The organism is Neisseria sp. HMSC058F07, from assembly GCF_001810035.1.
Lineage (GTDB): Bacteria > Pseudomonadota > Gammaproteobacteria > Burkholderiales > Neisseriaceae > Neisseria > Neisseria perflava.
This window is the reverse complement of record NZ_KV799706.1, coordinates 304,316-327,867: the sequence shown is the minus strand read 5'-3', so window position 1 is coordinate 327,867 and position 23,552 is coordinate 304,316. Positions and strand designations below refer to the sequence as shown.

The following is a 23,552-nucleotide window of genomic DNA, read 5'->3' as shown; positions in this document are numbered from 1 at the left end:
AAAAATAAATATTTTCAGATAGTCGGAAAATTATTTGGCACACTTCGGCAAATGTTTGTTGCCTTCGCATAAAATACCATGTGTTTGCTCCTCAAAAGCAGGCGTATATTTATCGCTTGCATTGAGGTAGTTTTGACTCATGGTTTTGTGGATAATCTCATCACTCAGCTTATCGAAATGCTTAATTTTCTCGAGCGCAGACTTACCGGCACCATGCCCAAATGCTTCAGTCATCTTTTCTATATCCGATTGGCTCAACATATCCTCAAGATTTCCACCATGCTGTTGGAAACTTCTTATCTTTTTCAAAATATTTTTTCCCTGAGCCGAAGAGAAAAAACGGTTGGTTACATCCACTTCTTCTTGTGTGAATACTTTCTGTACGGCACGCTTTTCTTCATCCAACCATTGTTTTTCAACTCAGGGCGGCTCAAATCGTCTTGCATGTTTTTCATATAACGGCTGATGACCGCCTTCATCTGCGCTTTTTGAGCTTTGGGCGTCATCGTTAACAAGCGTTCATTGTCCTCTTTATTCACCATCTCTAAAGAACGTTGTACTTTCTCGCTATAATTACTGCTTATCCCTTGAATTTCCAACCATTTCATTGCAGATTCATCACTTGGTTTAGCAGCTAAGCTTTGAGTGGATACAAATAAAGCTGCGCAAGCGACCAACAAATATTTTAACTTCATGATTTACTCCTATTGCGTAGTTTGAAGATCATCTTTAAAACATCTGTGAAACATCTATAAGCATTTAGATTGAAACATTCGCGGATACAAACGCCGCCAAGTCCGGCTCAATTATCGCATAAACAGGCAAGACCCACACATGATTCAAACCGTGGCCGTCTGAAAATTTGACTGCATCCTTTTCCGTGATAATCACCACATCTGCGTCCGGTAAATCCGCGGCCGTAATATCTGCATGATCAGGCAAGGCAACGGTTTGTTTCAAAGCGATATTCATGCTTTGCAACGTATTGAAAAAACGTTCCGGCTTGGCGATACCGGCGACGGCAGCGACGGTTTGATTTCCCAAGCCTTCCAAATCCAATTTCTCAAACGGCCTGTTCAACCGGTAAATCCGCCCTGTTTCAATATGGCTGACAAACATATTTTCAGACGGCTTAAATGCCGCATCTGCCTTTCCGCCACTGACGACGACCGCATCAACGGAAGCCAATCGCGACAAAGGTTCGCGCAAGCTGCCGTTGGGCAGTAAATCCAAATCCGTCCGCCCCGTATCCGCCGCCGGGAATACGGCAATTTCCATATCGCGCTGCAAGGCATAATGTTGCAAGCCGTCGTCGGTCACAATCAATTCAAGCTCCGGATGCGCTGCAAGCAATGCCCTGCCTGCTTCTGCACGGCTGCTGCCTACCGCCGTCGGCGCACCGGTTTGGCGAAACAGCAATAAAGGCTCGTCGCCTGCATCTGCCGCACTGCTGGCTGTATTCAATACATGAACCGCCTTACTCTTGCGCCCATAACCTCGGCTGATGATACCGACCTTAACGCCCTTTTCCTGCAAACCCGACACCAGCGCAGCGACTATCGGCGTTTTCCCTGTTCCGCCTGCATGGATATTGCCGACTACCACCACAGGCACAGGCAATTTTTCGCTTTTCAGACGGCCTGAAACAAAATCATCGCGCCGTTTCGCCGCAATTTTGGCAAACAGCTTGGACAATGGTTTTAACAGCAAAGACAAAAACGGATTGGGGGATTGCCAATGGCGTTCGATAATTTGGTGGAGTTTGGGCATACGCACGGCTTTTGAAGCGAAAATCAAACGATAATATAACACAAGCCCGCCCAGGCAAGGCCGTCTGAACATGCGCCTTTGATAATATTAAAACAAAGGGCGCAAGTTTCATAAAAACGAATACAACGAATCGCTCTAAAACCCTTATAATTCAACTTTCCCAAATTTTTCCTGTTTCGCAATGTCCGAACTCTTCGCGCCCTCCTCCATTTCCGTATCCGAACTCAACGCCCTCGCCAAAGCCTTGTTGGAAGACCATCTCGCAGGCTTGTGGATTGCCGGCGAAGTATCCAACCTGACCCGTGCTGCCAGCGGACATTATTATTTCTCGCTCAAAGACAGCCGCGCTCAGGTGCGTTGCGCGATGTTTAAGGGTGCGGCCATGCGCTTGGCGAAGCCTTTGAAAGAAGGCGACCATATCGAGGTATCAGGAAGAATCAGTATTTATGAAGCGCGGGGTGAATTTCAGATTACGGTGAACGAGGTGCGGCTCAAAGGCTTGGGGCAGCTTTACGAAGCCTATGAGCGATTGAAGGCGCAGTTGCAGGCGGAAGGCGCGTTTTCAGCGGAACGCAAGAAACCTCTGCCCGCCCGTCCGCAATGTATCGGCATCGTCACCAGCCTGGCGGCGGCAGCTTTGCGCGATGTCGTGACCACCTTAAACCGCCGCGCACCCGAAATCCCCGTTATCGTTTATCCGACGCCCGTACAAGGCACAGGCAGCGAGTTGCAAATTGCTCAAGCGATTAAAACCGCTTCGCAACGCGCCGAATGTGACGTGCTGATTGTCTGTCGCGGCGGCGGCAGCATTGAAGACTTGTGGGCGTTTAATGAAGAACCGGTTGTGCGCGCCATCGAAGCCTGCGCAATTCCCGTTGTCAGCGGCGTAGGCCACGAAACCGATTTCACACTCGCCGATTTCGTCGCCGACGTACGCGCACCCACGCCGACCGGCGCGGCAGAACTGGTCAGCCCCAACCGCCAAGAATCGTTACATCGTCTAGCCCAAGCGCAAGGCCGTCTGAAAACCGTTTTGGAGCAACGTTATTTCGATGCCAGCCAAAAACTCGACTGGTTGGCGCGGCAAATCCGTCACCCGCGCCAAAAACTTGACGATCAGCGCGCTTCAATCAGCAAGCTGGCGCAAACGCTGTCTTACTCGATGACGCAAAACCTCCGTGCCCATACCGCCCGTTTTGAACGCCAAACCCAAACCCTGAAACATTGCCGTCCTGATGTTTCCATTTACAAACACAACATCGACCGCTTTCAGACGGCCTTGTCGCATTCCTTCCGCCAGCTGCTTGTCCAACGCTGTCAAAGCCTGATCGCCCAAGCCGCATTGCTCGAAGCCGTATCGCCGCAGCATATTCTGGAGCGAGGTTTCTCCGTCGTCAAAAACACACGCGGACAAGTCATCCGCAATGCCGATACATTGAAACAAGGGCAGAAACTGCACATCACTTTTGCCGACGGCGAAACCGACGTACGCGTGACCAAAGAGCAGGCTCAGGGCGAGTTGTTTGACTGACAAAATAAAGGCCGTCTGAAACTTTATGCGATTGAAGTGAAACTATGTCTGCCTTTTAAAAATCCTTAACCTGCCAATGCGGTATAATGCCTCATCTGCACCCGCAGCATATACGGAAACATTATGGACAACTCACAAAATACAGAAAATCCGATTCCACCACGCAATTCCATCCGCAAAAACAGCATTTACCTGCTGCCCAATTCCTTTACCATCGCCGCACTGTTTTGCGCCTTCTTCGCCATTACACAGTCCATGCACGGACGTTATGAAACGGCGGCGATTGCAGTTTTCCTTTCCATGCTGCTCGACGGCATGGACGGACGCGTTGCACGTTTGACCAACAGCCAGAGCGCATTCGGTGAACAGCTCGACAGCCTCGCCGATATGGTCAGTTTCGGCGTCGCGCCTGCCCTGATTGCCTACAAATGGCAACTTTGGCAGTTTGGCAAAATCGGCTATTCCGTCGCCTTTATCTACTGCGCCTGCGCCGCTCTGCGTTTGGCACTGTTCAACACGCTTATCGGCAAAGTCGACAAACGCTGGTTTATCGGCGTTCCAAGCCCGACCGCCGCTGCGTTGATTGTCGGCCTGATTTGGGTCAACCACAGCATCGAACGCTTCCCCGGCGTGCATTGGTGGGCATTGGGCATTACCCTGTTTGCCGGCATTTCCATGATTGTGCAGATTCCGTTTTGGAGCTTCAAAGAAATCAACATCCGCCGCCAAGTACCGTTTATGGGCATGGTGTTGGCCGTGTTGGTATTGCTGCTCATCAACTGGGAGCCTTCTCTCGTCCTCTTCCTATTTTTCCTCGGTTACAGCCTGTCCGGTTATGTGATGGCAGTCATCCGTTGGTTTAAAAAACGCCATAAAGCACACAAACACGACAAGGCCGTCTGAAATGTGGTCTTGGGACATCATCCTTGCCCTGCTCGCCGTCGGCAGCGCAGCGGGCTTTATTGCCGGACTATTCGGCGTAGGCGGTGGCACGTTGATTGTTCCCGTTGTCTTATGGGCGTTGCAGCTGCAAGGCATAGGCAGCCACCCCTATGCCCAGCATCTTGCCATCGGCACTTCCTTTGCCGTCATGGTGTTTACTACCTTCTCCAGTATGTACGCCCAACATAAAAAGCACGCCATTGATTGGGCGACCGTCCGCCGAATGACGCCGGGCATGATACTTGGCGTACTCCTCGGCGCGGTAACGGCAAAATATATGCCGACGCTGGCTTTGCAAGTTTTCTTTATTGCATTTCTTGCCTTTATCGCAGTCAAAACCCTACGCGATTCCAAACCCAAACCTTCACGCACCCTGCCTGCCCTCCACGGCCTGACAGCCGTGGGTACGCTTTTTGGGGCGGCTTCAAGTTGGGTCGGTATCGGCGGCGGTTCGCTATCCGTTCCATTTCTACTATATTGCAACTTTCCGGCACACCGCGCCATCGGCACATCTTCAGGTCTGGCATGGCCGATTGCGATTGCCGGCACCATCGGCTATTTTGCCAACGGTTTACATGTTGCCCACCTGCCTGAAGGCGCGGCAGGCTTTATCTATCTTCCGGCTGTAGCCATATTGAGCGTTGCCACCATCCTCTTCGCTCCACTCGGCGTAAAAACGGCGCACAAGCTGCCCGCCCGAAAACTCAAAATCGCCTTCGGCATCATGTTGCTGCTGATTGCCGCCAAGATGGCTTGGAATTTGATACATTAAATCTTTCTTGTGAAAAAGGCCGTCTGAAATTCTTTCAGACGGCCTTTTTAATTGCAAAACAACAAACTAAATAAAACCTTTTTACCTTACCCGATTTGCCCCATCGCAAATACAGCCAAGCGCCATATCGCCCATCCTGCCACCAACAATCCGGCGCACAAACGAACCATGCGTTTTTGCAGAAAGGTTTTCAACTGCGCTGCAAATATGCCCATCGCGAGCAGGTTCGGCAAGGTCCCCAATGCAAACGCCAGCATATACAGCCCGCCGTGCAAGGCATTGCCGCTGCCCAAAGCATACAAAGACGCGCTGTACACCAAACCGCAAGGCAGCCAGCCCCAAAGCACGCCGACGCCGAAACAGGCAGGCACTGATTTAATCGGCAGCAATTTGTTCAGCAAAGGATTCAGGCGTTTCCATATCGGTTTACCGATGCCTTCGATTTTGGTTGCGGCAGTCGAAATACCGGCAAGATACAGACCGAGCAAAAGCAGCAAAACATTGGCGGCAATATACAAACCGTTTTGAACCGCGCGCGTATCGTCCAAGGAAATGCCGACCTGCCCGACCAAGCCGACCAGAAGGCCGATGACGACATAGCTGCTGATGCGCCCCAAGTTCAACAATACAATCAGCCCGATTCGGTTTAAATGTGGCGGCAGCTGCAAAGCAAATGCGCTGCTCAATCCGCCGCACATACCGACGCAATGCGTTCCGCCAAAAAAGCCGAGCAGAAAAAGAGTAAGAAATGTGATTTCTTGATTCATGGTTTTTAATGATTCAAACGAATGGATGAGGCCGTCTGAAACTTTTCAGACGGCCCTGAGAATGCAGGATAAGCTTTTCCGCCCACCCTCTTCACGCTTTAGAAAAGCAATTAACTGCGTGCGCGTACGTCAAATGCCTGACGCAAACCTTCGCCGATCATGACCAGCAAAAGCAGCATTACCGTCAGCGTAGCAACGGCAGACAGGCCAATCCACCACGCGTCCAAGTTGTCTTTACCTTGCGCCAGCAACTCGCCCAAACTTGCCTGTGAGGCAGGTACGCCCAAGCCCAAGAAGTCCAAACTGGTCAGGGCAAGTACCGCACCGGAAATACGGAAAGGCAGGAAGGCCAATACCGGCGTCAAGCTGTTGGGCAGGATATGGCGCCACATGATTTCACGGTTGCCCACGCCCATTGCGCGCGCCGCCAAAACATAATCGGTCTGACGGTTTTTCAAAAACTCGGCACGGACATAGTCGGACAAGCCCATCCAGCCGAAAAGCGACAGCAACACCAGCAAAATCAACAGCCCCGGATTAAAAAACGAAGACAGGATAATCAAGAGGTACAGCTCCGGCATACCGCCCCAAACCTCGATAAAACGCTGCATCAGAAGGTCGGTTTTACCGCCGAAATAACCCTGTACCGCGCCTGCAACCACGCCGATTACGGTAGTCACCACAGTCAACACCAAGGCAAACAACAGCGAATCGCGGAAACCGTAAACCAAGCGCGCCAACAGGTCACGGCCGCGGTCGTCCGTTCCCAAGATATGCCGTTCGGACGGTTTGGCCGGATCGGGTGCCGTATCAAAATCGTTTAAAGTATCGGCATCGTAAGGATTGGGCAGATAAAGGGCAAAATTGCCGTCTGAAGTAATGTTGTGGCGGATAAGCGGATCCAGATAATCCGCAGGCGTATCGAAATCGCCGCCAAATGTGGTTTCGTTGTATTCGTTTACCAAGGGGAAGAAATACTCGCCCTGATAGCGTATCCACAAAGGTTTATCGTTGCTCCACAAAGGAGCAAGCAAAGTGACGACAAACAAAACGGCCAAAATCCGCAAAGCCAACCAACCGCGCTTATGCTGCTTAAAGGCTTGCCAAGTAGGGTTTGAAGTAGATTTTTTCTTTTTCATGGTTCGAAACATTCTTTAATAATGGATTGAAGATATTTTCAGACGGCCTTATTTCTGTCCGCCAAAGTGAATACGCGGATCGACCCATGAATAAGAAATATCCGACACCAGTTTAGCCAACAACCCCATCAGCGTGAATACATACAGCGTACCCATTACGACAGGATAATCACGTTTCATCACTGCCTCGTAAGACAGCAAACCCAAACCATCCAGCGAGAACAGCGTTTCAATCAACAGGCTTCCGGTAAAGAATGCGCCGATAAATGCAGCCGGGAAACCGGTAATCAGAGGAATCATGGCGTTGCGGAAAATATGCTTCCACAAAATCTGTTTCTCAGGCAAGCCCTTGGCTCGCGCGGTATAAACATATTGACGGCGGATTTCTTCAAGGAACACGTTTTTCGTCAATACGGTCATCACCGCCAAGTTGCCTGCCACCGAAGCGGTAATCGGCAAGGCCATATGCCATAAATAATCTTTGACTTTACCTGCCCAAGAGAGCGTATCAAAATCATCACCAACCAAGCCACCCTGCGGGAACCAGGCAAAAAAGCTGCCGCCGCCAAATAACACCAGCAACACCAAGCCCAAGACAAACGGCGGTACGGTATAGCCGACCAAAATGATCATCCCCGTAATCGTATCGAATCGGCTGCCATCCCTGACCGCCTTGGCAATACCCAACGGAATACATATCAAATAAGTCAGGAAGAACGTCCACAAACCCAAACTCATCGATACCGGCATTTTCTCTTTTACCAACTCAAATACGGTTTGGTGGTGGAAAAAGCTCTCGCCCAAATCGAAACGGGCAAATTTCCATACCATATCCACAAAACGCGTCACAGGTGGCTTGTCGAAACCGTACAAAGCATTCAGCGCGGCCAAATCTTCCGCACTGATGCGGTTGCCGTTTTTGGCCAAAGTTCCAGGCATACTGTGTCCCGCCGTCTCGCCGCCAACCGCGCCCTGCGTCAGCTGCTGAACCATCTGCTCCACCGGACCGCCGGGAACAAACTGAATCACAGCGAAGGTAATCGCCAAAATCCCCAACAACGTGGGAATCAAAAGGAGCAAACGATGAAAGATATAACGCCACATGGTTAAGTGTTCCTCTATTTTTTGATTTGAAGGCCGTCTGAAACCGCTGACTTCAGACGGCATATAGTAACGGATTAATAAGCGTTTGGCCGATGATTTACTTCTCCAACGCCTCCTGCAATTTCTTCTCAATCAAATCCGCGTCAAACGATTTGGCAATCAGCTCAAAGCGGGAATCACGGCGCCATGAAACTTGGTTTGCGCCCCATTGACCGTCCACCCAGTTCAGCCATACCCATGTACCGAGCACTTGGAACACGCCTTTGGCACGCACGAGACCGTCTGTAAATTTAGGCAGGTCGTTGAAGAAATCAGTCAGTTTTTCGCCATCGAAATCACGTCCGGCAGGGAAAGTAAAGCCTTGCGACTGGAAGCCCATGGTGTTGTCCGGCAGGGCTTTGAGGCGGTAGCGCGATTTTTCGACAACGGGAATATCAAGCCATTGGATGTCAAGTTGCGCATTTTGTACTTCAACCACTTTGGCTTTAGGCGGGAACAGCTTGGCCGCTTTATCATGAAATTCGGCCAGTTGCTCCGGCGTACACAAGTCGGTTTTGCTGGCGACCAATACGTCGCAAATGCCGATTTGGTCTTTATACAAGGCTTGTTGCGCGTAATCGGGATTAATGAATTGGCGCGGATCGACAACAGTAAAGACGGCGCCGATTTCTAGCATACTGTCGAGCGGTTTGGCTTTCAATTCGTCGATAACGCTGGCAGCGTGTGCCAAACCGCTGGCTTCAATCATCAAGCGGTCAGGTTGGGCATCGCGCAGCATTTTTTGTACGGTCGTACCCATTTGCGCGCCGGCAGTACAGCACAAACAGCCGCCGGCGATTTCTGCCACGGGAATGCCGTTGTCGCTCAAGACGGCGCCGTCAATGCCGATTTCGCCAAATTCGTTGACAATGATGACCCATTTTTCATTCGGGTCTTTTTGTGCCATCAGACTTTTAAGGGCGGTGGTTTTGCCTGTTCCGAGGAAGCCTGAAATCAGGTGGACTTTAGTCTTTTTTACTTCTGACATTTTTTACAAATTCCTGTTAAAACAACATGTTCTTCTTTTAATGAGAAACCAGTTTCCGCCACGCCTGCACGCAATGCCGCCCATTCTTGGCTCAAGGTCTGCTCATCTGCCGTACCGCATTCGGTACAAACCAAAATAAACGCGCTGTGGTGCGCTTCGGCTTCTTCGTGGTCATGGCAATGGTCATTGCACTCGTGCTGCGCGTGGCTGCACAGAATATAGCCGTTGACCGCCGCCACTTTGTGCAAAACGCCCTGCTCCGCCCAAAAATCAAGGGCGCGGTAGGCCGTCGGCGGCGCAACCACGCCCTCGCTTTGCTGCTGCATCTGCGACAGAACGTTGTAGGCTTTAATCACGCCGCTTTGTTTCAAAACAATATCAAGCACTTGCTCGCGCAAAGCGGTTACCTGCACACCATCGCGCTGCGCTTGTTCTAAGATTTTTTGTTTGATTACGTTCATAACTGAAACAGCCTTTCAGACGGCCTTGTTAATAAAAAATTACATTATAACGTGTTTGTTCAATTTCAGATAACAAAGAGGCCGTCTGAAACGTTCAGACGGCCTGATGCCGATTACTTAAACCAAGATTTAATTTTTCCAAACAAAGACATACTTTGTTTTTCAAACGTTTCTTCCTTCACCGGAGCAGGCTCATCGCGGTAAACTTTCATGCCTGCAAAGGTCTGGGCAACCGGCATGATTTCGATGGAATTGACGTTCATCCGCGCCGGACGCTGATAGAGCCATAAAGCGGTATCAGCAATATCTTGCGGCTGGATAAACTCGACATTCTCATAAACCTCGGCCGCACGCTGATCGTCGCCTTTGAAACGGACATTGGAAAACTCGGTATCGCCGCACAAACCCGGTTCGATATTGGTAATGCGGATATTTTTATCTGCCAATTCGGCGCGCAGATTCATACTGAATTGGCGCACAAAAGCCTTAGTTGCACCATAGACATTACTGCCGGAATAAGCATAACTGCCGGCAATCGAACCTAAATTGATGATGTAGCCCTGTTTGCGCGCTACCATTTGCGGCAAAATCTGGCGGGTTAGAAAAATCAGGCCGATGATATTGGTTTGAATCATGGTTTCCCAATCGCCAAAATCGGCTTTATCAGCGGAATCCAGACCTAAAGCCAAACCGGCGTTGTTGATCAGGCAATCGATTTCAGCTAAATGCTCAGGCAGGCTGTTTAAAGCGTTTTGAATTGACTCCGTACGAGAAACATCCATTTCCAAAGGGTAAAACTGCTCGCCCAATTCCTCTGCCAACTGCTGCAATTTGTCTTCGCGCCGTGCCGCGCCAATGACATGATAGCCTGCCGCAACAAAAGTACGGCACATTGCCGCGCCGAATCCTGCCGATGCCCCGGTAATCAAAATTGCCATATCGTTTCCTTTCTGTACTCGTTTCAGACTTGGGTTTAAGGTATGATAACGCCTTATCAGACGGCCTGAGAGTTTGGCCGGCTGATTTTAAATTTAACGATAATCATATCATTACAATAGGACACACTCCATATGAAAACCCGTTTTCTCCCTGTTGCTTTGGCAGCAGTGGCGCTTACCCTTTCCGCCTGCGGCGGCAGCAGCGCGCCTTCCCAGCCTAAAGGCCCTATTTCCGAAGACCGTACGGCCGCGTTCAAATCCATGATGCCTGAGTTTACCCGCATGGGCAAAATGGTCAAAGACGAAGAGCCTTACGACGTAGAAAAATTCAAACAAGCCGCCGCAACCTTCGCCGAAAACAGCAAAAAACCGTTCACCCTGTTTGAATCCGACCCTCAAGGCAACGGTCGCGCCCTGCCTGCCATCTGGACAGACACGGCAACCTTCAAAGCCGAAGAAGAAAAATTTGCCGCTGCAGTTGAGAAACTCAACGCCGCCGCACAAACCGGCAAATTGGAAGAAATCAAAGCCGCTTACGGCGAAACCGGTGCAACCTGCAAATCCTGCCACGACACATTCCGCGGTCCGGAATAAGGCTTAAAACAATAAAGGCCGTCTGAAATATCATTTTCAGACGGCCTTTTCTTCAACTGACTTCAAATCTTTCTATATTAACTTTATATTTTGCATTTCATGTTTTTTACCGGTTTCATTTGAAACTAACGGCCCAGTTCACATATCGCAATCAAATTTTCTTCTTCCGGCTGTTTAAATTCAATTAAATCTCCCTTCTTCTCAACCAATCAAATTCAAATTCAGACCTGCTTTATCTTTTCAGCCAGATTAATCATATGCGCTTGGATTATCTCCTGAAACAAGAATCTGCTTTATTTTTTAATAAATAAAAACCATTATCTAAATATTTGTAAAGTTTAATAATATGTTATAAAGTATCTACTTCGTTTCTGAGGTAACTATCATGAATCCGAATTTCAAATTAAATCTACTAACATTATCTTTACTGGCTATAACCAGTATCGCACACGCAGAAGACGAGGTTTCAACTCAAGAGCTTGATGAAATTCAAGTCAAAGGTAAACACATTGCCAAAGAGAAAAAAGTTTTTACCGAAGGCCAAGCCAAAAGTTCGCGTGAACGCGTTTATCAATCCAGCGAAAACATCGATACCATCGTGCGGAGCATGCCCGGCGTTTTCACCCAACAAGACAAAGGATCAGGCGTATTGGCGGTCAATATCCGTGGCGATAGCGGTTTGGGACGTGTCAATACGATGGTTGACGGCGTAACCCAAACCTTCTATTCCACTTCTGCCGATGCCGGACGCAGCGGCAGCTCCTCACAATTCGGTACGGCACTGGATCCCAATTTTATTGCCGGCGTGGATGTAACCAAAGGCAGTTTCTCGGGTGCCAACGGCATCAATACCTTATCCGGTACAGCCAATTTCCGTACTTTACGGGTAGACGATGTAGTACACGGAAACAATACCTTCGGCCTCTTGACCAAAGGATTGACCGGCACAAACAGCACCAAAAGCAACTTTATGGCAACCGGAGCGGTACAAAAATGGTTTGACAGCGGAGCGCGCCTTGGTGCGTTATATGGTTACAGCCACCGTAATGTCGAGCAAAACTATAAAGTAGGCGGTGGCGGTCAGCGTATCGGCAATTTTGGCGAGGAATATCTGGATCGTAAAAAACAAGAATATTTTGAGAGCAATTTATTGAAATTCGACCACGAACAAAATCTCTGGGTCCGTGACTTTTCCAAGCGCAATGCGGTCGGTAAAAGCTATTGGGACTACCCTTTCTCCAAAAAATATAACGATCCTGAGGTTTTGCAAAGAGATTATGTCGATGACTTGGAAAGAAGCTGGAAAGAGAATTTGGCACCGCAATGGGATCTGACCCCAATCGATCCTACCAGCCTGCAACAACGCTCAAACAGCCATTTGGTCAAAGTGGAATACGAAAACGACAACAACAAGCTGGACCTTCAGCTTCGTACCATGAACAACCGTATCGGCAGCCGCAAAGTAGAAAACCGCAACTACCAAGCCAATTACAACTTAAACATTGGCGATTATGTCGATTTAAACGTGTTGGCCGCCCATAATTTGGGAAAACAAAAATATCCGAAAAACTCACGTTTTTCAGGATGGGGGCTGCTTGATTATTTGGAAACCAAAAACACAGCCAATCTTTTGGATATCAACAACAGCTTTTCTTTCAAACTTCCCCAAAAAACAGATTTAAAAGCTACCGTCGGTTTCAATTTCTTTAAAAACCAATACAGTAAAAACCGCTTTCCGGAAGAGCTGAGCCTGTTTTACGACGGCCCGGATCAAGATGCCGGCCTGTACAGCTTTTTAGGCCGTTTCAAAGGAGACAAAGGAATATTTCCTCAAAAATCAACCATATTGCAACCTTCAGGCCAGCAAAAATTCAATACGTTCTATTTTGATACTTCCTTGAAAAAAGGCATTTATCAATTGAATTACAGCGCCAATATGGTCAACTACCGCTACAAGGGCGAATATACCGACTACTTCAATACCCAAGAAGACTTTAAAAAAGCATTTGGAGAAGATTCTGAAATTTATAAACAGCATTGCACGCCAAGCTGCGACCTTTACGAACCGGTTTATACCAAATCCGGTAAAAAGCATGCGGTAAACCATTCGGTGGCATTAAACATCAATGTCAACGACTACTTTATGCCGTTTATCAGCTATTCGCGTACGCATAGAATGCCGAATATTCAAGAAATGTATTTTTCACAAATCGGCGACTCAGGCGTCAATACCGCCCTCAAGCCGGAACAGGCCAATACTTACCAAATAGGCTTCAATACCTTCAAAAAAGGGATTTTCAAGCCGGACGATGTATTGGGTTTCAAACTGGTCGCCTATCGCAGCAGGATAAACAACTATATCCACAATGTTTATGGCAAATGGTGGGATTTGGATAAAGCACCCAGCTGGGTAACCAGTACCGGCCTGCAATACTCTATCCAGCATCGAAACTACGCCAAACCTGTCCATAAAAATGGTTTGGAAGTGGAAATGAACTATGATTTCGGCCGCTTTTTTACAACCCTGTCTTACGCATATCAAAAAACCAACCAGCCGACCAATTATAGCGATGCCAGCGAATCGCCCCGCAACTCTTCTAAAGAAGACCAAATCAAACAAGGCTACGGCTTAAGCAAAATTTCCCGCTTACCCCGAGATTACGGTCGGTTTGAATTAGGGTCCCGATGGTTGGGCAATAAATTGACTATCGGCGGCATTATGCGCTATTACGGCAAAAGTACACGGGCGACGACTGAGGAGGAATTTGTTGACGGGACAACCGGTGCCAATACCTACTCTTCACACCAAATGGGCAGAAGGGTGATCAAAAAAACAGAAAGCATCAACAGACAGCCGCTGATTTTTGATTTCTATGCCAATTATGAACCGAAGAAAAACCTTATCCTTCGTTTCGACATTCAAAATGCGTTCAATAAGCGCTATATCGATCCTCTGGATTCCGCAAACGATGCCGCAACCCAGCGCTATTTCAGCGTATTTGAAAGAAAAGGTGGTTTAGATGATGAGGAAGTCGAATGCGATGCCAACGGTTTATGCAATGGCAAATATGGCGGCACGACACGCTCCGTCTTGAATAACTATGCGCGCGGCAGGACTTTGCTGTTTACCATCAGTTATAAGTTCTAAACCTATCCATCAGCATTCTTCATATTGCACTGATTAAAAAGCCGGTAAACGCAATGTTTTCCGGCTTTTTTCGATATATCCTCAAAATTTTCTTCATCTATACACAACAAAAAAACCTGCCCTTGCGGGCAGGTTTTCAATAATGACGGAGATTACAGGCCGCTCAGACGGGCAGTATCGTGTGCAATCATCAATTCTTCGTTGGTAGGAATCACAACGGCAACAGCTTTGCTGTCGGCAGTGGTAATCACACCAGCATTACCGAAACGGGCTTTTAGGTTGGCTTCTTGGTCGATGTACAGACCGAGGAAGCCCAAGTAGCCCAATACGCGTTCGCGGATGATGTCGGAGTTTTCACCGATACCGCCGGTGAAGACCAATGCGTCCAAACCGCCTGCCGCGACTGTCATGCTGCCGATGTATTTAGCCAAGCGGTAGATGAACATTTCCAAAGCCAGTTTGGCGCCTGGATGACCTTTTGCAGCTTCTTCTTCGATGGTACGGCAGTCATTGGACAAACCTGAAATACCGAGCAGACCTGATTTTTTGTTCAGCATGTCGGTGATTTGGGCGATGGTCATGTTGGCATTTTCAGCCAAGAAGCTGAAAACTGAAGGGTCGATATCGCCGCTGCGGGTACCCATGACCAAACCTTCTAGCGGAGTCAGACCCATGCTGGTATCGCGTGATTCGCCGTTGGCGACGGCGGTAATAGATGCGCCGTTACCCAAGTGGGCAATCACCATGCGCAGGTCTTTTTTGTCTTTACCGAGGAAACGGGCGGTTTCATCAGAAACGTAGCGGTAGCTGGTACCGTGCGCGCCGTAGCGACGCAAGCCGTATTTTTCATACAATTCATGTGGAACAGCGTAGGTGTAGGCATGTTCCGGCATGGTTTGGTGGAAGGCGGTGTCGAATACGACAACGTTAGGCAAACCTTTGAAAATGCTTTGTGCGGCACGCAGACCCAAAAGGTGGGCCGGGTTGTGCAGGGGAGCGAGCGGGATACATTTTTCGATGCCAGCGATAACTTCGTCGTCAACGAGGATGGATTCGCTGTACAGTTCGCCGCCGCTGACGACGCGGTGACCGATGGCGCCGATGCGGCTGTCGAGGCCGTGGGCTTTGAGTTCTTCCATCAGGGCTTCAACTGCGCCGGTGTGGTCGGGCTTGGCAGACAGGTCAACTTTGTGTTTTTCACCGTTGAATTTAAAGGTAATGTAGGCATCAGGCAGATTGAGCTTTTCTGCCAGGCAGCTCAGCAATACTTCGCCGCTGTCGTTATCCAATACGGCACCTTTGAGGGAAGAGCTACCGCAGTTCAAAACCAAGATTAATTTTTGTGACATTTTTATGCTCCTTGAGGTTTCAGACGGCATTTTTGTCGGGACCTTACTGCGGCTCCGGCTATGTTGCACCCCTTGTGGGACGTAGTGGGTAGCGGTCTGAACAGATTAACAAAGTAAACGTCGTATTCTAACAAAAAATGTAATCGGCTGCTTGACTTAATATTTGATGTAAAATGGACGGAATTTTATTTTAGGCCGTCTGAAAAAATGACGACGGTTTTGAAAATTTACCGATATGCATTATTTCAGTATCCACACTCAAGACGGCGAACACGCCGGATTTTTCATTATGCTGGCAGACGATGAATCGCAAAATCCGCCGCAAAGCGGACGCTTTGTAATCAAGCTGCAAAGTGAAGACGCAGCCGAAGCGGCGGTATTGTCGCCTTTTGAGCAAACCGATATCCCGCAATACTGGCGCGTGGTTAAAGACCGTATCGAACTGTTTTTTGACGATAAAAATATCGGTTCGTTGCGCAACGAATACCTGACCATTAGCGGTAAAACCTTTATCCTGACCGATTTGACCGGAGCGATGTAATGGAAAGTATGTTTATCCTTGTCCCCATCAGCATTATTTTGGCCTTCATCATCGGCTGGTTTTTCTGGTGGTCGGGTAAAAACGGACAGTTTGACGACCTTGAAGGACCTGCGCACCGCATTTTGATGGATGACGACTCCACTGAAAAACTGATCGAAAAAGACGAAGACAAAGAATCCAAACAATGAGCCTTAAAAAAGACAATCTGAATTTCCACACGACCCGCCGTTTTGCGCCGCTCTTTGGGACGCAGTTTTTGGGCGCGTTGAACGATAATATGTTCAAAACCGCATTATTCGTGATGATCAGTTTTTACAGTTTGGGTAAAAACGACTTTCTGCCGCCCAGCCAAATGCTGAATTTGGGCGCAATGCTGTTTATTCTGCCCTACTTCCTGTTTTCCGCACTGTCAGGACAGCTGAGCAACAAATTCGATAAAGCCGTTTTAGCGCGCTGGATCAAGCTGTTGGAAATCATCATTATGGCAGTGGCAGCATATGGCTTCTATATTCAATCCGCGCCTTTGCTTTTAATCTGCCTGTTTTGCATGGGTACGCAATCGACTTTGTTCGGCCCTCTGAAATATGCCATTTTGCCCGATTACCTCAACGACAAAGAGCTGATTATGGGCAACAGCCTGATTGAATCGGGTACGTTTATCTCCATTTTGCTCGGCCAAATTTTGGGCACCGCAGTCGCAGGTGTTCCGCCGTATATTGTTGGTGGTTTGGTGTTATTGGTCGCTATCGGCGGCTCGATGACCAGCCTGTTTATGCCGTCTGTACCCGCTAAAATGTCGGACACAAAAATCGAATGGAACATCATTAAAGGCACGAATTCACTGATTCGTGAAGCGGCGGCCAATCGTCCCGTATTCACTTCCATCATTGGTATTTCATGGTTTTGGTTTATCGGCTCGGTTTATACCACCCAACTGCCAACGTTCACGCAAATCCATTTGGGCGGCAACGATAATGTGTTCAACCTGATGTTGGCGCTGTTCTCCATCGGTATCGCCATCGGCTCGGTGTTATGCGCCAAACTCAGCCACGAACGCCTGATTTTGGGCTTGGTTACCATCGGCACTCTGGGACTGACGGTCTGTGGATTATTGCTGGTGTGGCTGACCCAAGGCCAACGTTTTACCGAATTAAACGGCATTATTTGGTTTTTATCGCAAGCCCAAACGTATCCGATTATGCTCGTGATGTCGGCCATCGGCTTTTTCGGCGGCTTCTTCTCCGTACCGCTCTACACTTGGCTGCAAACTGCCAGCAGCGAAACCTTCCGCGCCCATGCTGTTGCCGCCAACAACATCATCAACGGCGTGTTTATGGTGTCGGCTGCCATTTTGAGCGCGGTTTTGCTGATGTTGTTCAACAGCATCACGCTGCTGTATTTGATTGTTGCCGTAGGTAATATTCCGTTGATTGTTTACCTCATCAAACGGGAATCGAAATTTATCGGGGATTTGACCGCTTTGTTGAAAAGCAGCAAATAAGGCCGTCTGAAATGTCTCCCCACCATGCACATTTTCACTATTCAATCGCGTGGACAGCTTGTGCATAAATCAGATTACTGTCTGATTTAACATTAAAAAACAGGACTGACTAAATTTTAAGTACAACTTTACTACCAAACAAAATGCACATTTTCCCCAAACAAGCGTGTGCAAAGGCTGTGAATAAGTAAGCTTAATAATTGATATTTCAAAGCAAAAAGATACTTGATTAATTTTTAAGCAGTTTATTAAAGGCCGTCTGAAACCTTTTTCAGACGGCCTGAGAGTATAATAACCACCTACCTTATAGTTCCCAAACGATATGATTTACCCATGGCATGAAACCCAATGGCAACAGCTCGCCGCCCATTGGCAAAACCGACCCAACGCTTGGCTGTTTACCGGCAAAGAAAATACCGGCAAAACCGAGTTTGCCCGCTTTGTCGCGCAGGCATTGCTGTGCGAATCGCCCAAGTCCGGCCATGAACCCTGCGGCGAGTGTGCTTCGTGCCATTTGTTCAGCCAAAACACCCATCCCGACTTTTACGAACTCACGCCGGAAATGCCCGAAGGCGAGGCAACAGGACGCAAACTCCTGCAAATCAAAATCGATGCCGTGCGCGATATTGTGGAAAACATTTACCTGACCGCTGTCCGCGGCGGACTGCGCGTGGTATTGGTGCATCCGGCTGAAAGCATGAACACACAGGCGGCAAACGGTTTGTTGAAAGCTCTGGAAGAGCCGCCGCAACACGTCGTTTTCCTGCTCGTTACCCATGCGCGCGACAAACTCCTGCCTACCATCAAAAGCCGTTGCCGCCAGATGGTGCTGCCCTCGCCTACCCATGAGCAGGCTGCGGCATACCTGCGCCAACAGGGTGTGGGAAATGCTGAAGCCTTGTTGGCATTTCACAGCGGCGCACCTTTATTCACGCCGACTCCCGAATTGGACGCATTACGCGAAGAGTTGCTGACTCTGCTGGCCGCACCGCGCCTGTTAGCCATACTCGACTACGCCGCCGCGTTCGACAAACAAAAACAACCGCTGGCCGTTTTCATCGACTGGTTGCAAAAGTGGCTGATGGATGTCGGCTTGGCACAACAAAGCATGGCGCCGCTTTATTATCCGCACCATGCCCAAGCCCTGCTTCAGACGGCCTCTAAAACCGATTCACGCAAACTGTTTGCCCTATTGGGCCGTCTGAACGCGCTCAACCCTTACGGATACCATACCTTGAGTGTTAAAATGCAGCTTGAGTATCTGCTTATCGAATATTTAGATTTTTGGCAAAACAAACCCTAACAGGTAATCAATGATGAATAAAAAAGACATTCCGGCGAAGATGTTGGCCTTGCAACTCAAAGACCCCAATCTGTTGTACAACTGCTATATGCCGTTTTTAGAACACGGCGGCCTGTTCGTACCGACCGATGACGTATTCTCACTAGGAGAAGACATCCTCTTGGCCGTCGAAATCGCCGACTATCCCAAACGCTTCCTGCCAACTAAAGTCGTTTGGATCAATCCGGCGCGCACCTCGGCCCATCGCCCCAAAGGCGTAGGCCTTGCATTCTCCGAACACGAAAGCTGCCTGCAGGCAAAAAACCTGATCGAAGCCGAGCTTGGCCCGCGCCTGCGCAGCGACCGCACTACTTTTACCCTGTAATACCATGTATTTAATCGATTCACATTGCCATCTCAACTTTGACGGCTTAAAAGACCGCCTGCCCGAAGTCTTTGCCAATATGGAAGCGCAAAGCGTCAAACAGGCGCTTGCCATCAGCGTCAGCAAACAAAGTTTTGCCGAAGTCTTCGACATTGCTCAGGCAAATGACCACATCTACTGCACCATCGGCATACATCCCGACAGCCAAGAAGCAGAAGAATTTACCATTGCCGAAATGGTAGAGGCCGCCAAACATCCGAAAATCGTCGGTATCGGCGAAACCGGTTTGGACTATTACTGGTGCAAAGGCGATTTGTCATGGCAACATCAACGCTTTGCCGACCATATCCAAGCAGCCAACGAAAGCGGCCTGCCCGTTATCGTCCACACGCGCGATGCAGCCGAAGACACGTTGCGGATTTTGAAAGAATGCCACACTAATTCCGGCGTGATTCATTGCTTCTCTGAAGACGTCGCCTTTGCCAAAGCCACTTTGGATTTAGGGTTATACATCTCCTTCTCCGGCATTGTGACGTTTAAAAACGCACCGCTGATTCAGGAAGCCGCCAAATACGTCCCAGCCGATAGAATCTTGGTAGAAACCGATGCACCCTTCCTCGCGCCGGTTCCCAAACGCGGCAAACAAAACGAGCCGTCCTACGTCCGCTATACAGCCGAATTCGTAGCCAATCTGCGCGGCGAGAGCTTGGAAACATTGGCACAAAACACCAGCGACAATTTCTACCGCCTGTTTAAGAAAGTACCTGACAGCCGTCTGAACAACGGCTAGTTCTAAGGCTTTCTACCACCGGTTCTGCCTCAAACGCAGCGGCAAACTCAAAATGGCTCAAGACAGAAACGACAACAAAATCGGCTTGCGCTATCTTCCGAACGGCCGGACCTTTAAAGAATGGGAATATTTCCATCAACACAATAAATGAATTTAAATTCAAAATATTGCTTTCCTAAGCCCAGCAAAGCTCAAGGCCGTCTGAAAGTATTTTCAGACGGCCTCTTGCTTATTTTACCGATAGGATGTAAAACCTATCCTTCGAAATAAACGGTTCATCGAAACCGTACACCCATCGACACAATATGGACACGAACTCCGAAATGCACACCCACTCTAATTTTTACGCCATGTTGACAGCCGCCTGCCAAAAAAACGGTAAAGGCACGGTCATTTTCAACGACAAAGAAAAAATCAGCTATTCCTCCCTCAAACACGAAGTAGAAACCGTCGCCGCCTATCTGCAACACGAAGGCGTACAATATGGCGACAAGGTCGCCCTTGTCGTTTCCAACTCTCCCGAATTTATTGCCGCCTATTTCGCCATTACTTCCATCGGCGCAGTAGCCGTCCCACTCAACGTCTTTTTGAAAAGCGAAGAATTTTCCTACATCCTCAATGACTGCGACGCACACTTTATGTTCGCCTCCGCGCCGTTGGCCAAAGAACTCAAAAACATCAAAGCCAAAACCAAAGTCCGTAAAATCATCTGGATTGGCGAAACCCAAGCCGCCAGTGGCGAAGACAGCTATTTCGATGCCGCACGCACATTCCCCGGCAAGCCGAATCTGAGCCGTCAGCCGTCTGTCAACGATTTGGCGCACATTATCTACACCTCCGGTACAACCGGCCATCCCAAAGGCGCATTAATCAGTTACAGCAACCTGTTTTCCAACCTTTCGGGCATCGAACAAATTTTCCAAATTTCAAGCAAAGACCGCTTCGTCGTCTTCTTGCCGATGTTCCACAGCTTTACGCTGACTGCCATGGTTTTGCTGCCGATATATCAAGCCTGCTCGATTATTTTGGTCAAATCCGTCTTCCCGTTCTCCAACGTGTTGAAACAGGTTTTGCTCAAACGCGCTACCATTTTCCTCGGCGTACCGGCTATTTACACCGCCATGAGCAAGGCCAAAATTCCTTGGTATTTCAGATGGTTCAACCGCGTCCGCCTGTTTATCAGCGGCGGCGCGCCTTTGGCCGGACAAACCATTGACGACTTCAAAGCCAAATTCCCGCGTGCCAAATTGCTGGAAGGCTACGGCTTGAGCGAATGCTCGCCCGTCGTGGCCGTCAATACGCCCGAACGCCAAAAAACCGCCAGCGTCGGCGTCGCCCTGCCCGGCCTGACCGTGAAAGCCGTCGATGACGAATTGGTCGAAGTGCCGCGCGGCGAAGTGGGCGAACTGATCATCAAAGGCGGCTCGGTCATGCAAGGCTACCTCAATATGCCTGACGCCACAGATGAAACCATCGTCAACGGTTGGCTGAAAACCGGCGACTTTGTCACCATAGACGAAGACGGCTTCATCTTCATCGTCGACCGCAAAAAAGACCTAATTATCTCCAAAGGCCAAAACGTCTATCCGCGCGAAATCGAAGAAGCCATCTACAAACTCGAAGCCGTGGAAGCCGCCGCCGTCATTGGCGTGAAAGACCAATACGCCGATGAAGAAATCATTGCCTTTATCCAACTCAAAGAAGGCATGAAGCTGGAAGAAGCCGAAGTCCGCAGCCACCTGCGCGGCCTGTTGGCAAACTTTAAAATCCCCAAACAAATCATCTTCCAAGACGAGCTGCCGCGCAATGCCACCGGCAAAGTGTTAAAACGCAAACTCAAAGAACAGTTTCAAGACTAAACCGCTGTTTCAGACGGCCTCTTGATTCATGCAGGCCGTCTGAAAACAACCTGTATTCCACAAACCTTTTCAGACGGCCACAACCATGACGACACCTATACTCGAAATCGAAAACCTAAACGGCTCCTTTCCGAGCAAGCAAGTCCTGCACAATATCAACCTGACCTTGCAACCCGGCCGCAAGCTGGCATTGGTTGGTGAGAGCGGCAGCGGCAAAACCGTATTGTCGCAAGGCATTATGCGCCTCAACCCGATGGTTAGCTTTGAAGGCCGTCTGAAATATTGCGGAACCGACCTGCTGACCCAGTCCGAACGCGCCCTGCAAAAGCTGCGCGGCTGCGAAATCGGCATGGTGTTTCAAGAACCCATGACCGCCCTCAACCCCGTGATGCGCGTCGGCGAACAAATCGCCGAAGTCCTGACCCTGCATTTGGGTTTGGATAAAAAACAGGCATGGGCGCGCGCCATCGAACTCCTAGACGAAACCGGCATCCACCAGCCCGAGCAAAAAGCCCAGGCTTATCCGTTCCAACTTTCCGGCGGCCAACGCCAGCGCGCCATGATTGCCATGGCCGTATCCGCCCAACCCAAGCTCCTGATTGCCGACGAACCGACCACTGCTTTGGACGTTGCCGTTCAAGCCCAAATCCTCGACCTGCTCTCACGCCTGCAGGAAGAACACGGCATGACCATGCTCTACATTACGCACGACTTAAACCTCGTGCGCCGTTTTGCCGACGATGTCGCCGTTATGCGTAACGGCCGCATCCTTGAAACCGGCAAAGCAGCCGAAGTCTTCGCCAATCCGCAGCACGAATACACCAAAATGCTGCTCAACGCCGGCACAACGCGCCGAGTGGCCCCCTTGCCTGAAAACCCGGCCACCGTACTTAAGGCCGAGCACGTCGCCTTTTCCGTCAAAGAATCGGACGGTTGGTTTAAAAAACGCGACAAAACCATTCTCAACCCCATTTCTTTCGACCTCAAATCCGGCGAAACCTTAGGCATCATCGGCGAAAGCGGCAGCGGCAAAACCACACTGGCCAAAGCCGTTATGCACCTTATCGATTCCGAAGGCAGCCTGATTGTCAACGGCGAACCATGGAAACACGAATTGAGACGCGAAATCCAAATGGTGTTCCAAGACCCGTTCGGCGCATTCAATCCGCGCATGAACGTCTTCGATACCGTTTCCGAAGCCTTACGCGTGCACGAACCTGAAATGCCGCGCGAAGAAATGCGCCGCCGCGTCGAAGAAGTCCTCAAACAAGTCGGCCTGCCCGAAGACGCACTCGAACGCTATCCGCACGCATTTTCCGGCGGCCAACGCCAACGCCTCGCCATCGCCCGCGCCATCATTGTCCGCCCGAAAATCCTCGTATTGGACGAACCAACCAGTGCGCTCGATGTCCAATGGCAACAACAAATCCTTGAATTACTCAGCGGCCTGCAAAAAGAATACGGCCTCGCCTTCATCATCATCAGCCACGACCTCGCCGTCATCCGCGCCATTTCCCACCGCGTGATGGTGTTGAAAGACGGTCAAGTCGTTGAAGAAGGCGAATGCGAAAGCGTATTTGCCAATCCGGCCAGCGACTACACACGTCATTTGATTGCCCACTCCGGCCACATGGTCCAAGAGGCCGTCTGAA

At 49.4% G+C, this 23,552-nt stretch carries 24 protein-coding genes; 14 read left to right on the top strand and 10 right to left on the bottom strand.

Annotation, left to right across the window (positions count from 1 at the left end):
* Window positions 1-30 precede the first annotated feature (30 nt).
* The 3 genes from HMPREF2696_RS11870 to lpxK all read right to left on the bottom strand — a co-directional run bounded on the left by HMPREF2696_RS11870 (window position 31) and on the right by lpxK (window position 1,770).
* Window positions 31-405: a hypothetical protein gene (locus HMPREF2696_RS11870; RefSeq protein WP_249967845.1), complete on the bottom strand. Its 375-nt coding sequence runs from the start codon at window positions 403-405 to the stop codon at window positions 31-33.
* Window positions 348-695 carry a hypothetical protein gene (locus HMPREF2696_RS11865; RefSeq protein ID WP_249967844.1) on the bottom strand — a complete coding sequence of 116 codons (348 nt, stop codon included), beginning with the start codon at window positions 693-695 and terminating at the stop codon, window positions 348-350. Before HMPREF2696_RS11865 ends, HMPREF2696_RS11870 begins: the two co-directional genes overlap by 58 nt.
* A 64-nt stretch (window positions 696-759) precedes the next feature.
* On the bottom strand, window positions 760-1,770 hold the full coding sequence (lpxK, locus tag HMPREF2696_RS09585; protein WP_049335618.1) for a tetraacyldisaccharide 4'-kinase: 1,011 nt from the start codon (window positions 1,768-1,770) through the stop codon (window positions 760-762).
* Window positions 1,771-1,951: 181 nt separating this feature from the next.
* Here lpxK and xseA point away from each other — a divergent pair, with 181 nt between their 5' ends.
* The 3 genes from xseA (at window position 1,952) to HMPREF2696_RS09570 (ending at window position 5,015) form a co-directional block, all read left to right on the top strand.
* Window positions 1,952-3,301 (top strand): exodeoxyribonuclease VII large subunit, encoded by a 1,350-nt coding sequence (gene xseA / locus HMPREF2696_RS09580; RefSeq protein ID WP_049344148.1) that lies wholly within the window; start codon window positions 1,952-1,954, stop codon window positions 3,299-3,301.
* A 123-nt stretch (window positions 3,302-3,424) separates the two neighbouring features.
* Window positions 3,425-4,204 (top strand): CDP-diacylglycerol--serine O-phosphatidyltransferase, encoded by a 780-nt coding sequence (gene pssA / locus HMPREF2696_RS09575; RefSeq protein WP_004520826.1) that lies wholly within the window; start codon window positions 3,425-3,427, stop codon window positions 4,202-4,204.
* A 1-nt stretch (window position 4,205) separates the two neighbouring features.
* Window positions 4,206-5,015 (top strand): sulfite exporter TauE/SafE family protein, encoded by an 810-nt coding sequence (locus HMPREF2696_RS09570; protein ID WP_004520827.1) that lies wholly within the window; start codon window positions 4,206-4,208, stop codon window positions 5,013-5,015.
* Between the two features lie 86 nt (window positions 5,016-5,101).
* On the opposite strand, the gene HMPREF2696_RS09565 is transcribed toward HMPREF2696_RS09570, so the two are convergent.
* The 6 genes from HMPREF2696_RS09565 to HMPREF2696_RS09540 form a co-directional block, all read right to left on the bottom strand.
* A complete protein-coding gene (locus tag HMPREF2696_RS09565) occupies window positions 5,102-5,782 on the bottom strand; it encodes a sulfite exporter TauE/SafE family protein (protein WP_003680951.1) in 681 nt (226 codons plus the stop codon).
* A gap of 110 nt (window positions 5,783-5,892) precedes the next feature.
* Window positions 5,893-6,933: an ABC transporter permease gene (locus HMPREF2696_RS09560; RefSeq protein ID WP_004520828.1), complete on the bottom strand. Its 1,041-nt coding sequence runs from the start codon at window positions 6,931-6,933 to the stop codon at window positions 5,893-5,895.
* Between the two features lie 36 nt (window positions 6,934-6,969).
* Complete coding sequence (locus HMPREF2696_RS09555) at window positions 6,970-8,025, bottom strand: ABC transporter permease subunit (RefSeq protein ID WP_039862485.1); 1,056 nt, start codon at window positions 8,023-8,025, stop codon at window positions 6,970-6,972.
* Window positions 8,026-8,122: 97 nt separating this feature from the next.
* Entirely contained in the window at window positions 8,123-9,052 is a 930-nt protein-coding gene (locus HMPREF2696_RS09550) for a CobW family GTP-binding protein (RefSeq protein ID WP_003682934.1), read from the bottom strand.
* Complete coding sequence (locus HMPREF2696_RS09545; protein ID WP_004520830.1) at window positions 9,040-9,513, bottom strand: Fur family transcriptional regulator; 474 nt, start codon at window positions 9,511-9,513, stop codon at window positions 9,040-9,042. Before HMPREF2696_RS09545 ends, HMPREF2696_RS09550 begins: the two co-directional genes overlap by 13 nt.
* 113 nt (window positions 9,514-9,626) lie before the next feature.
* Window positions 9,627-10,451 carry an SDR family oxidoreductase gene (locus tag HMPREF2696_RS09540; protein WP_049335582.1) on the bottom strand — a complete coding sequence of 275 codons (825 nt, stop codon included), beginning with the start codon at window positions 10,449-10,451 and terminating at the stop codon, window positions 9,627-9,629.
* A 132-nt stretch (window positions 10,452-10,583) separates the two neighbouring features.
* Between HMPREF2696_RS09540 and HMPREF2696_RS09535 the strand changes: the two genes are divergently transcribed.
* The gene (locus tag HMPREF2696_RS09535) at window positions 10,584-11,045 is read left to right on the top strand and encodes a c-type cytochrome (protein ID WP_004520832.1); all 462 of its coding nucleotides are present in this window, start codon (window positions 10,584-10,586) and stop codon (window positions 11,043-11,045) included.
* A 385-nt stretch (window positions 11,046-11,430) separates the two neighbouring features.
* On the top strand, window positions 11,431-14,193 hold the full coding sequence (locus HMPREF2696_RS09530) for a TonB-dependent receptor domain-containing protein (RefSeq protein WP_004520833.1): 2,763 nt from the start codon (window positions 11,431-11,433) through the stop codon (window positions 14,191-14,193).
* Window positions 14,194-14,345: 152 nt separating this feature from the next.
* Here the strand turns inward: HMPREF2696_RS09530 and HMPREF2696_RS09525 are convergent, their stop codons facing one another.
* Window positions 14,346-15,542 (bottom strand): acetate kinase, encoded by a 1,197-nt coding sequence (locus tag HMPREF2696_RS09525; RefSeq protein ID WP_049344146.1) that lies wholly within the window; start codon window positions 15,540-15,542, stop codon window positions 14,346-14,348.
* 235 nt (window positions 15,543-15,777) lie between these two features.
* On the opposite strand from HMPREF2696_RS09525, the gene HMPREF2696_RS09520 reads away from it, so the two are divergent.
* The 9 genes from HMPREF2696_RS09520 to HMPREF2696_RS09485 all read left to right on the top strand — a co-directional run bounded on the left by HMPREF2696_RS09520 (window position 15,778) and on the right by HMPREF2696_RS09485 (window position 23,551).
* Complete coding sequence (locus HMPREF2696_RS09520) at window positions 15,778-16,083, top strand: HLGFF motif protein (RefSeq protein WP_049344144.1); 306 nt, start codon at window positions 15,778-15,780, stop codon at window positions 16,081-16,083.
* On the top strand, window positions 16,083-16,271 hold the full coding sequence (gene ccoS / locus HMPREF2696_RS09515) for a cbb3-type cytochrome oxidase assembly protein CcoS (RefSeq protein WP_003681462.1): 189 nt from the start codon (window positions 16,083-16,085) through the stop codon (window positions 16,269-16,271). The genes HMPREF2696_RS09520 and ccoS overlap by 1 nt, the downstream gene beginning before the upstream one ends.
* Window positions 16,268-17,584, top strand: a complete 1,317-nt coding sequence (locus HMPREF2696_RS09510) for an MFS transporter (protein ID WP_070588370.1) — start codon at window positions 16,268-16,270, stop codon at window positions 17,582-17,584. Before ccoS ends, HMPREF2696_RS09510 begins: the two co-directional genes overlap by 4 nt.
* A gap of 322 nt (window positions 17,585-17,906) precedes the next feature.
* Window positions 17,907-18,887: a DNA polymerase III subunit delta' gene (locus HMPREF2696_RS09505; protein WP_070588368.1), complete on the top strand. Its 981-nt coding sequence runs from the start codon at window positions 17,907-17,909 to the stop codon at window positions 18,885-18,887.
* Between the two features lie 10 nt (window positions 18,888-18,897).
* Complete coding sequence (locus HMPREF2696_RS09500) at window positions 18,898-19,251, top strand: PilZ domain-containing protein (RefSeq protein ID WP_003682949.1); 354 nt, start codon at window positions 18,898-18,900, stop codon at window positions 19,249-19,251.
* A 4-nt stretch (window positions 19,252-19,255) separates the two neighbouring features.
* On the top strand, window positions 19,256-20,041 hold the full coding sequence (locus tag HMPREF2696_RS09495; RefSeq protein WP_070588367.1) for a TatD family hydrolase: 786 nt from the start codon (window positions 19,256-19,258) through the stop codon (window positions 20,039-20,041).
* Between the two features lie 52 nt (window positions 20,042-20,093).
* The gene (locus HMPREF2696_RS12020) at window positions 20,094-20,192 is read left to right on the top strand and encodes a hypothetical protein (RefSeq protein ID WP_083300566.1); all 99 of its coding nucleotides are present in this window, start codon (window positions 20,094-20,096) and stop codon (window positions 20,190-20,192) included.
* A 154-nt stretch (window positions 20,193-20,346) separates the two neighbouring features.
* Window positions 20,347-21,900, top strand: a complete 1,554-nt coding sequence (locus HMPREF2696_RS09490) for a fatty acid--CoA ligase (RefSeq protein WP_070588366.1) — start codon at window positions 20,347-20,349, stop codon at window positions 21,898-21,900.
* Window positions 21,901-21,985: 85 nt separating this feature from the next.
* Window positions 21,986-23,551: an ABC transporter ATP-binding protein gene (locus HMPREF2696_RS09485; RefSeq protein WP_049335567.1), complete on the top strand. Its 1,566-nt coding sequence runs from the start codon at window positions 21,986-21,988 to the stop codon at window positions 23,549-23,551.
* The last annotated feature ends 1 nt before the right edge of the window (window position 23,552 follow it).

Coding starts and splice junctions, on each gene's coding strand:
- HMPREF2696_RS11865 (WP_249967844.1), bottom strand. CDS start 695: ATGAAGTTAAAATATTTGTTGGTCGCTTGCGCAGCTTTATTTGTATCC.
- lpxK (WP_049335618.1), bottom strand. CDS start 1,770: ATGCCCAAACTCCACCAAATTATCGAACGCCATTGGCAATCCCCCAAT.
- xseA (WP_049344148.1), top strand. CDS start 1,952: ATGTCCGAACTCTTCGCGCCCTCCTCCATTTCCGTATCCGAACTCAAC.
- pssA (WP_004520826.1), top strand. CDS start 3,425: ATGGACAACTCACAAAATACAGAAAATCCGATTCCACCACGCAATTCC.
- HMPREF2696_RS09570 (WP_004520827.1), top strand. CDS start 4,206: ATGTGGTCTTGGGACATCATCCTTGCCCTGCTCGCCGTCGGCAGCGCA.
- HMPREF2696_RS09565 (WP_003680951.1), bottom strand. CDS start 5,782: ATGAATCAAGAAATCACATTTCTTACTCTTTTTCTGCTCGGCTTTTTT.
- HMPREF2696_RS09560 (WP_004520828.1), bottom strand. CDS start 6,933: ATGTTTCGAACCATGAAAAAGAAAAAATCTACTTCAAACCCTACTTGG.
- HMPREF2696_RS09555 (WP_039862485.1), bottom strand. CDS start 8,025: ATGTGGCGTTATATCTTTCATCGTTTGCTCCTTTTGATTCCCACGTTG.
- HMPREF2696_RS09550 (WP_003682934.1), bottom strand. CDS start 9,052: ATGTCAGAAGTAAAAAAGACTAAAGTCCACCTGATTTCAGGCTTCCTC.
- HMPREF2696_RS09545 (WP_004520830.1), bottom strand. CDS start 9,513: ATGAACGTAATCAAACAAAAAATCTTAGAACAAGCGCAGCGCGATGGT.
- HMPREF2696_RS09540 (WP_049335582.1), bottom strand. CDS start 10,451: ATGGCAATTTTGATTACCGGGGCATCGGCAGGATTCGGCGCGGCAATG.
- HMPREF2696_RS09535 (WP_004520832.1), top strand. CDS start 10,584: ATGAAAACCCGTTTTCTCCCTGTTGCTTTGGCAGCAGTGGCGCTTACC.
- HMPREF2696_RS09530 (WP_004520833.1), top strand. CDS start 11,431: ATGAATCCGAATTTCAAATTAAATCTACTAACATTATCTTTACTGGCT.
- HMPREF2696_RS09525 (WP_049344146.1), bottom strand. CDS start 15,542: ATGTCACAAAAATTAATCTTGGTTTTGAACTGCGGTAGCTCTTCCCTC.
- HMPREF2696_RS09520 (WP_049344144.1), top strand. CDS start 15,778: ATGCATTATTTCAGTATCCACACTCAAGACGGCGAACACGCCGGATTT.
- ccoS (WP_003681462.1), top strand. CDS start 16,083: ATGGAAAGTATGTTTATCCTTGTCCCCATCAGCATTATTTTGGCCTTC.
- HMPREF2696_RS09510 (WP_070588370.1), top strand. CDS start 16,268: ATGAGCCTTAAAAAAGACAATCTGAATTTCCACACGACCCGCCGTTTT.
- HMPREF2696_RS09505 (WP_070588368.1), top strand. CDS start 17,907: ATGATTTACCCATGGCATGAAACCCAATGGCAACAGCTCGCCGCCCAT.
- HMPREF2696_RS09500 (WP_003682949.1), top strand. CDS start 18,898: ATGATGAATAAAAAAGACATTCCGGCGAAGATGTTGGCCTTGCAACTC.
- HMPREF2696_RS09495 (WP_070588367.1), top strand. CDS start 19,256: ATGTATTTAATCGATTCACATTGCCATCTCAACTTTGACGGCTTAAAA.
- HMPREF2696_RS12020 (WP_083300566.1), top strand. CDS start 20,094: ATGGCTCAAGACAGAAACGACAACAAAATCGGCTTGCGCTATCTTCCG.
- HMPREF2696_RS09490 (WP_070588366.1), top strand. CDS start 20,347: ATGGACACGAACTCCGAAATGCACACCCACTCTAATTTTTACGCCATG.
- HMPREF2696_RS09485 (WP_049335567.1), top strand. CDS start 21,986: ATGACGACACCTATACTCGAAATCGAAAACCTAAACGGCTCCTTTCCG.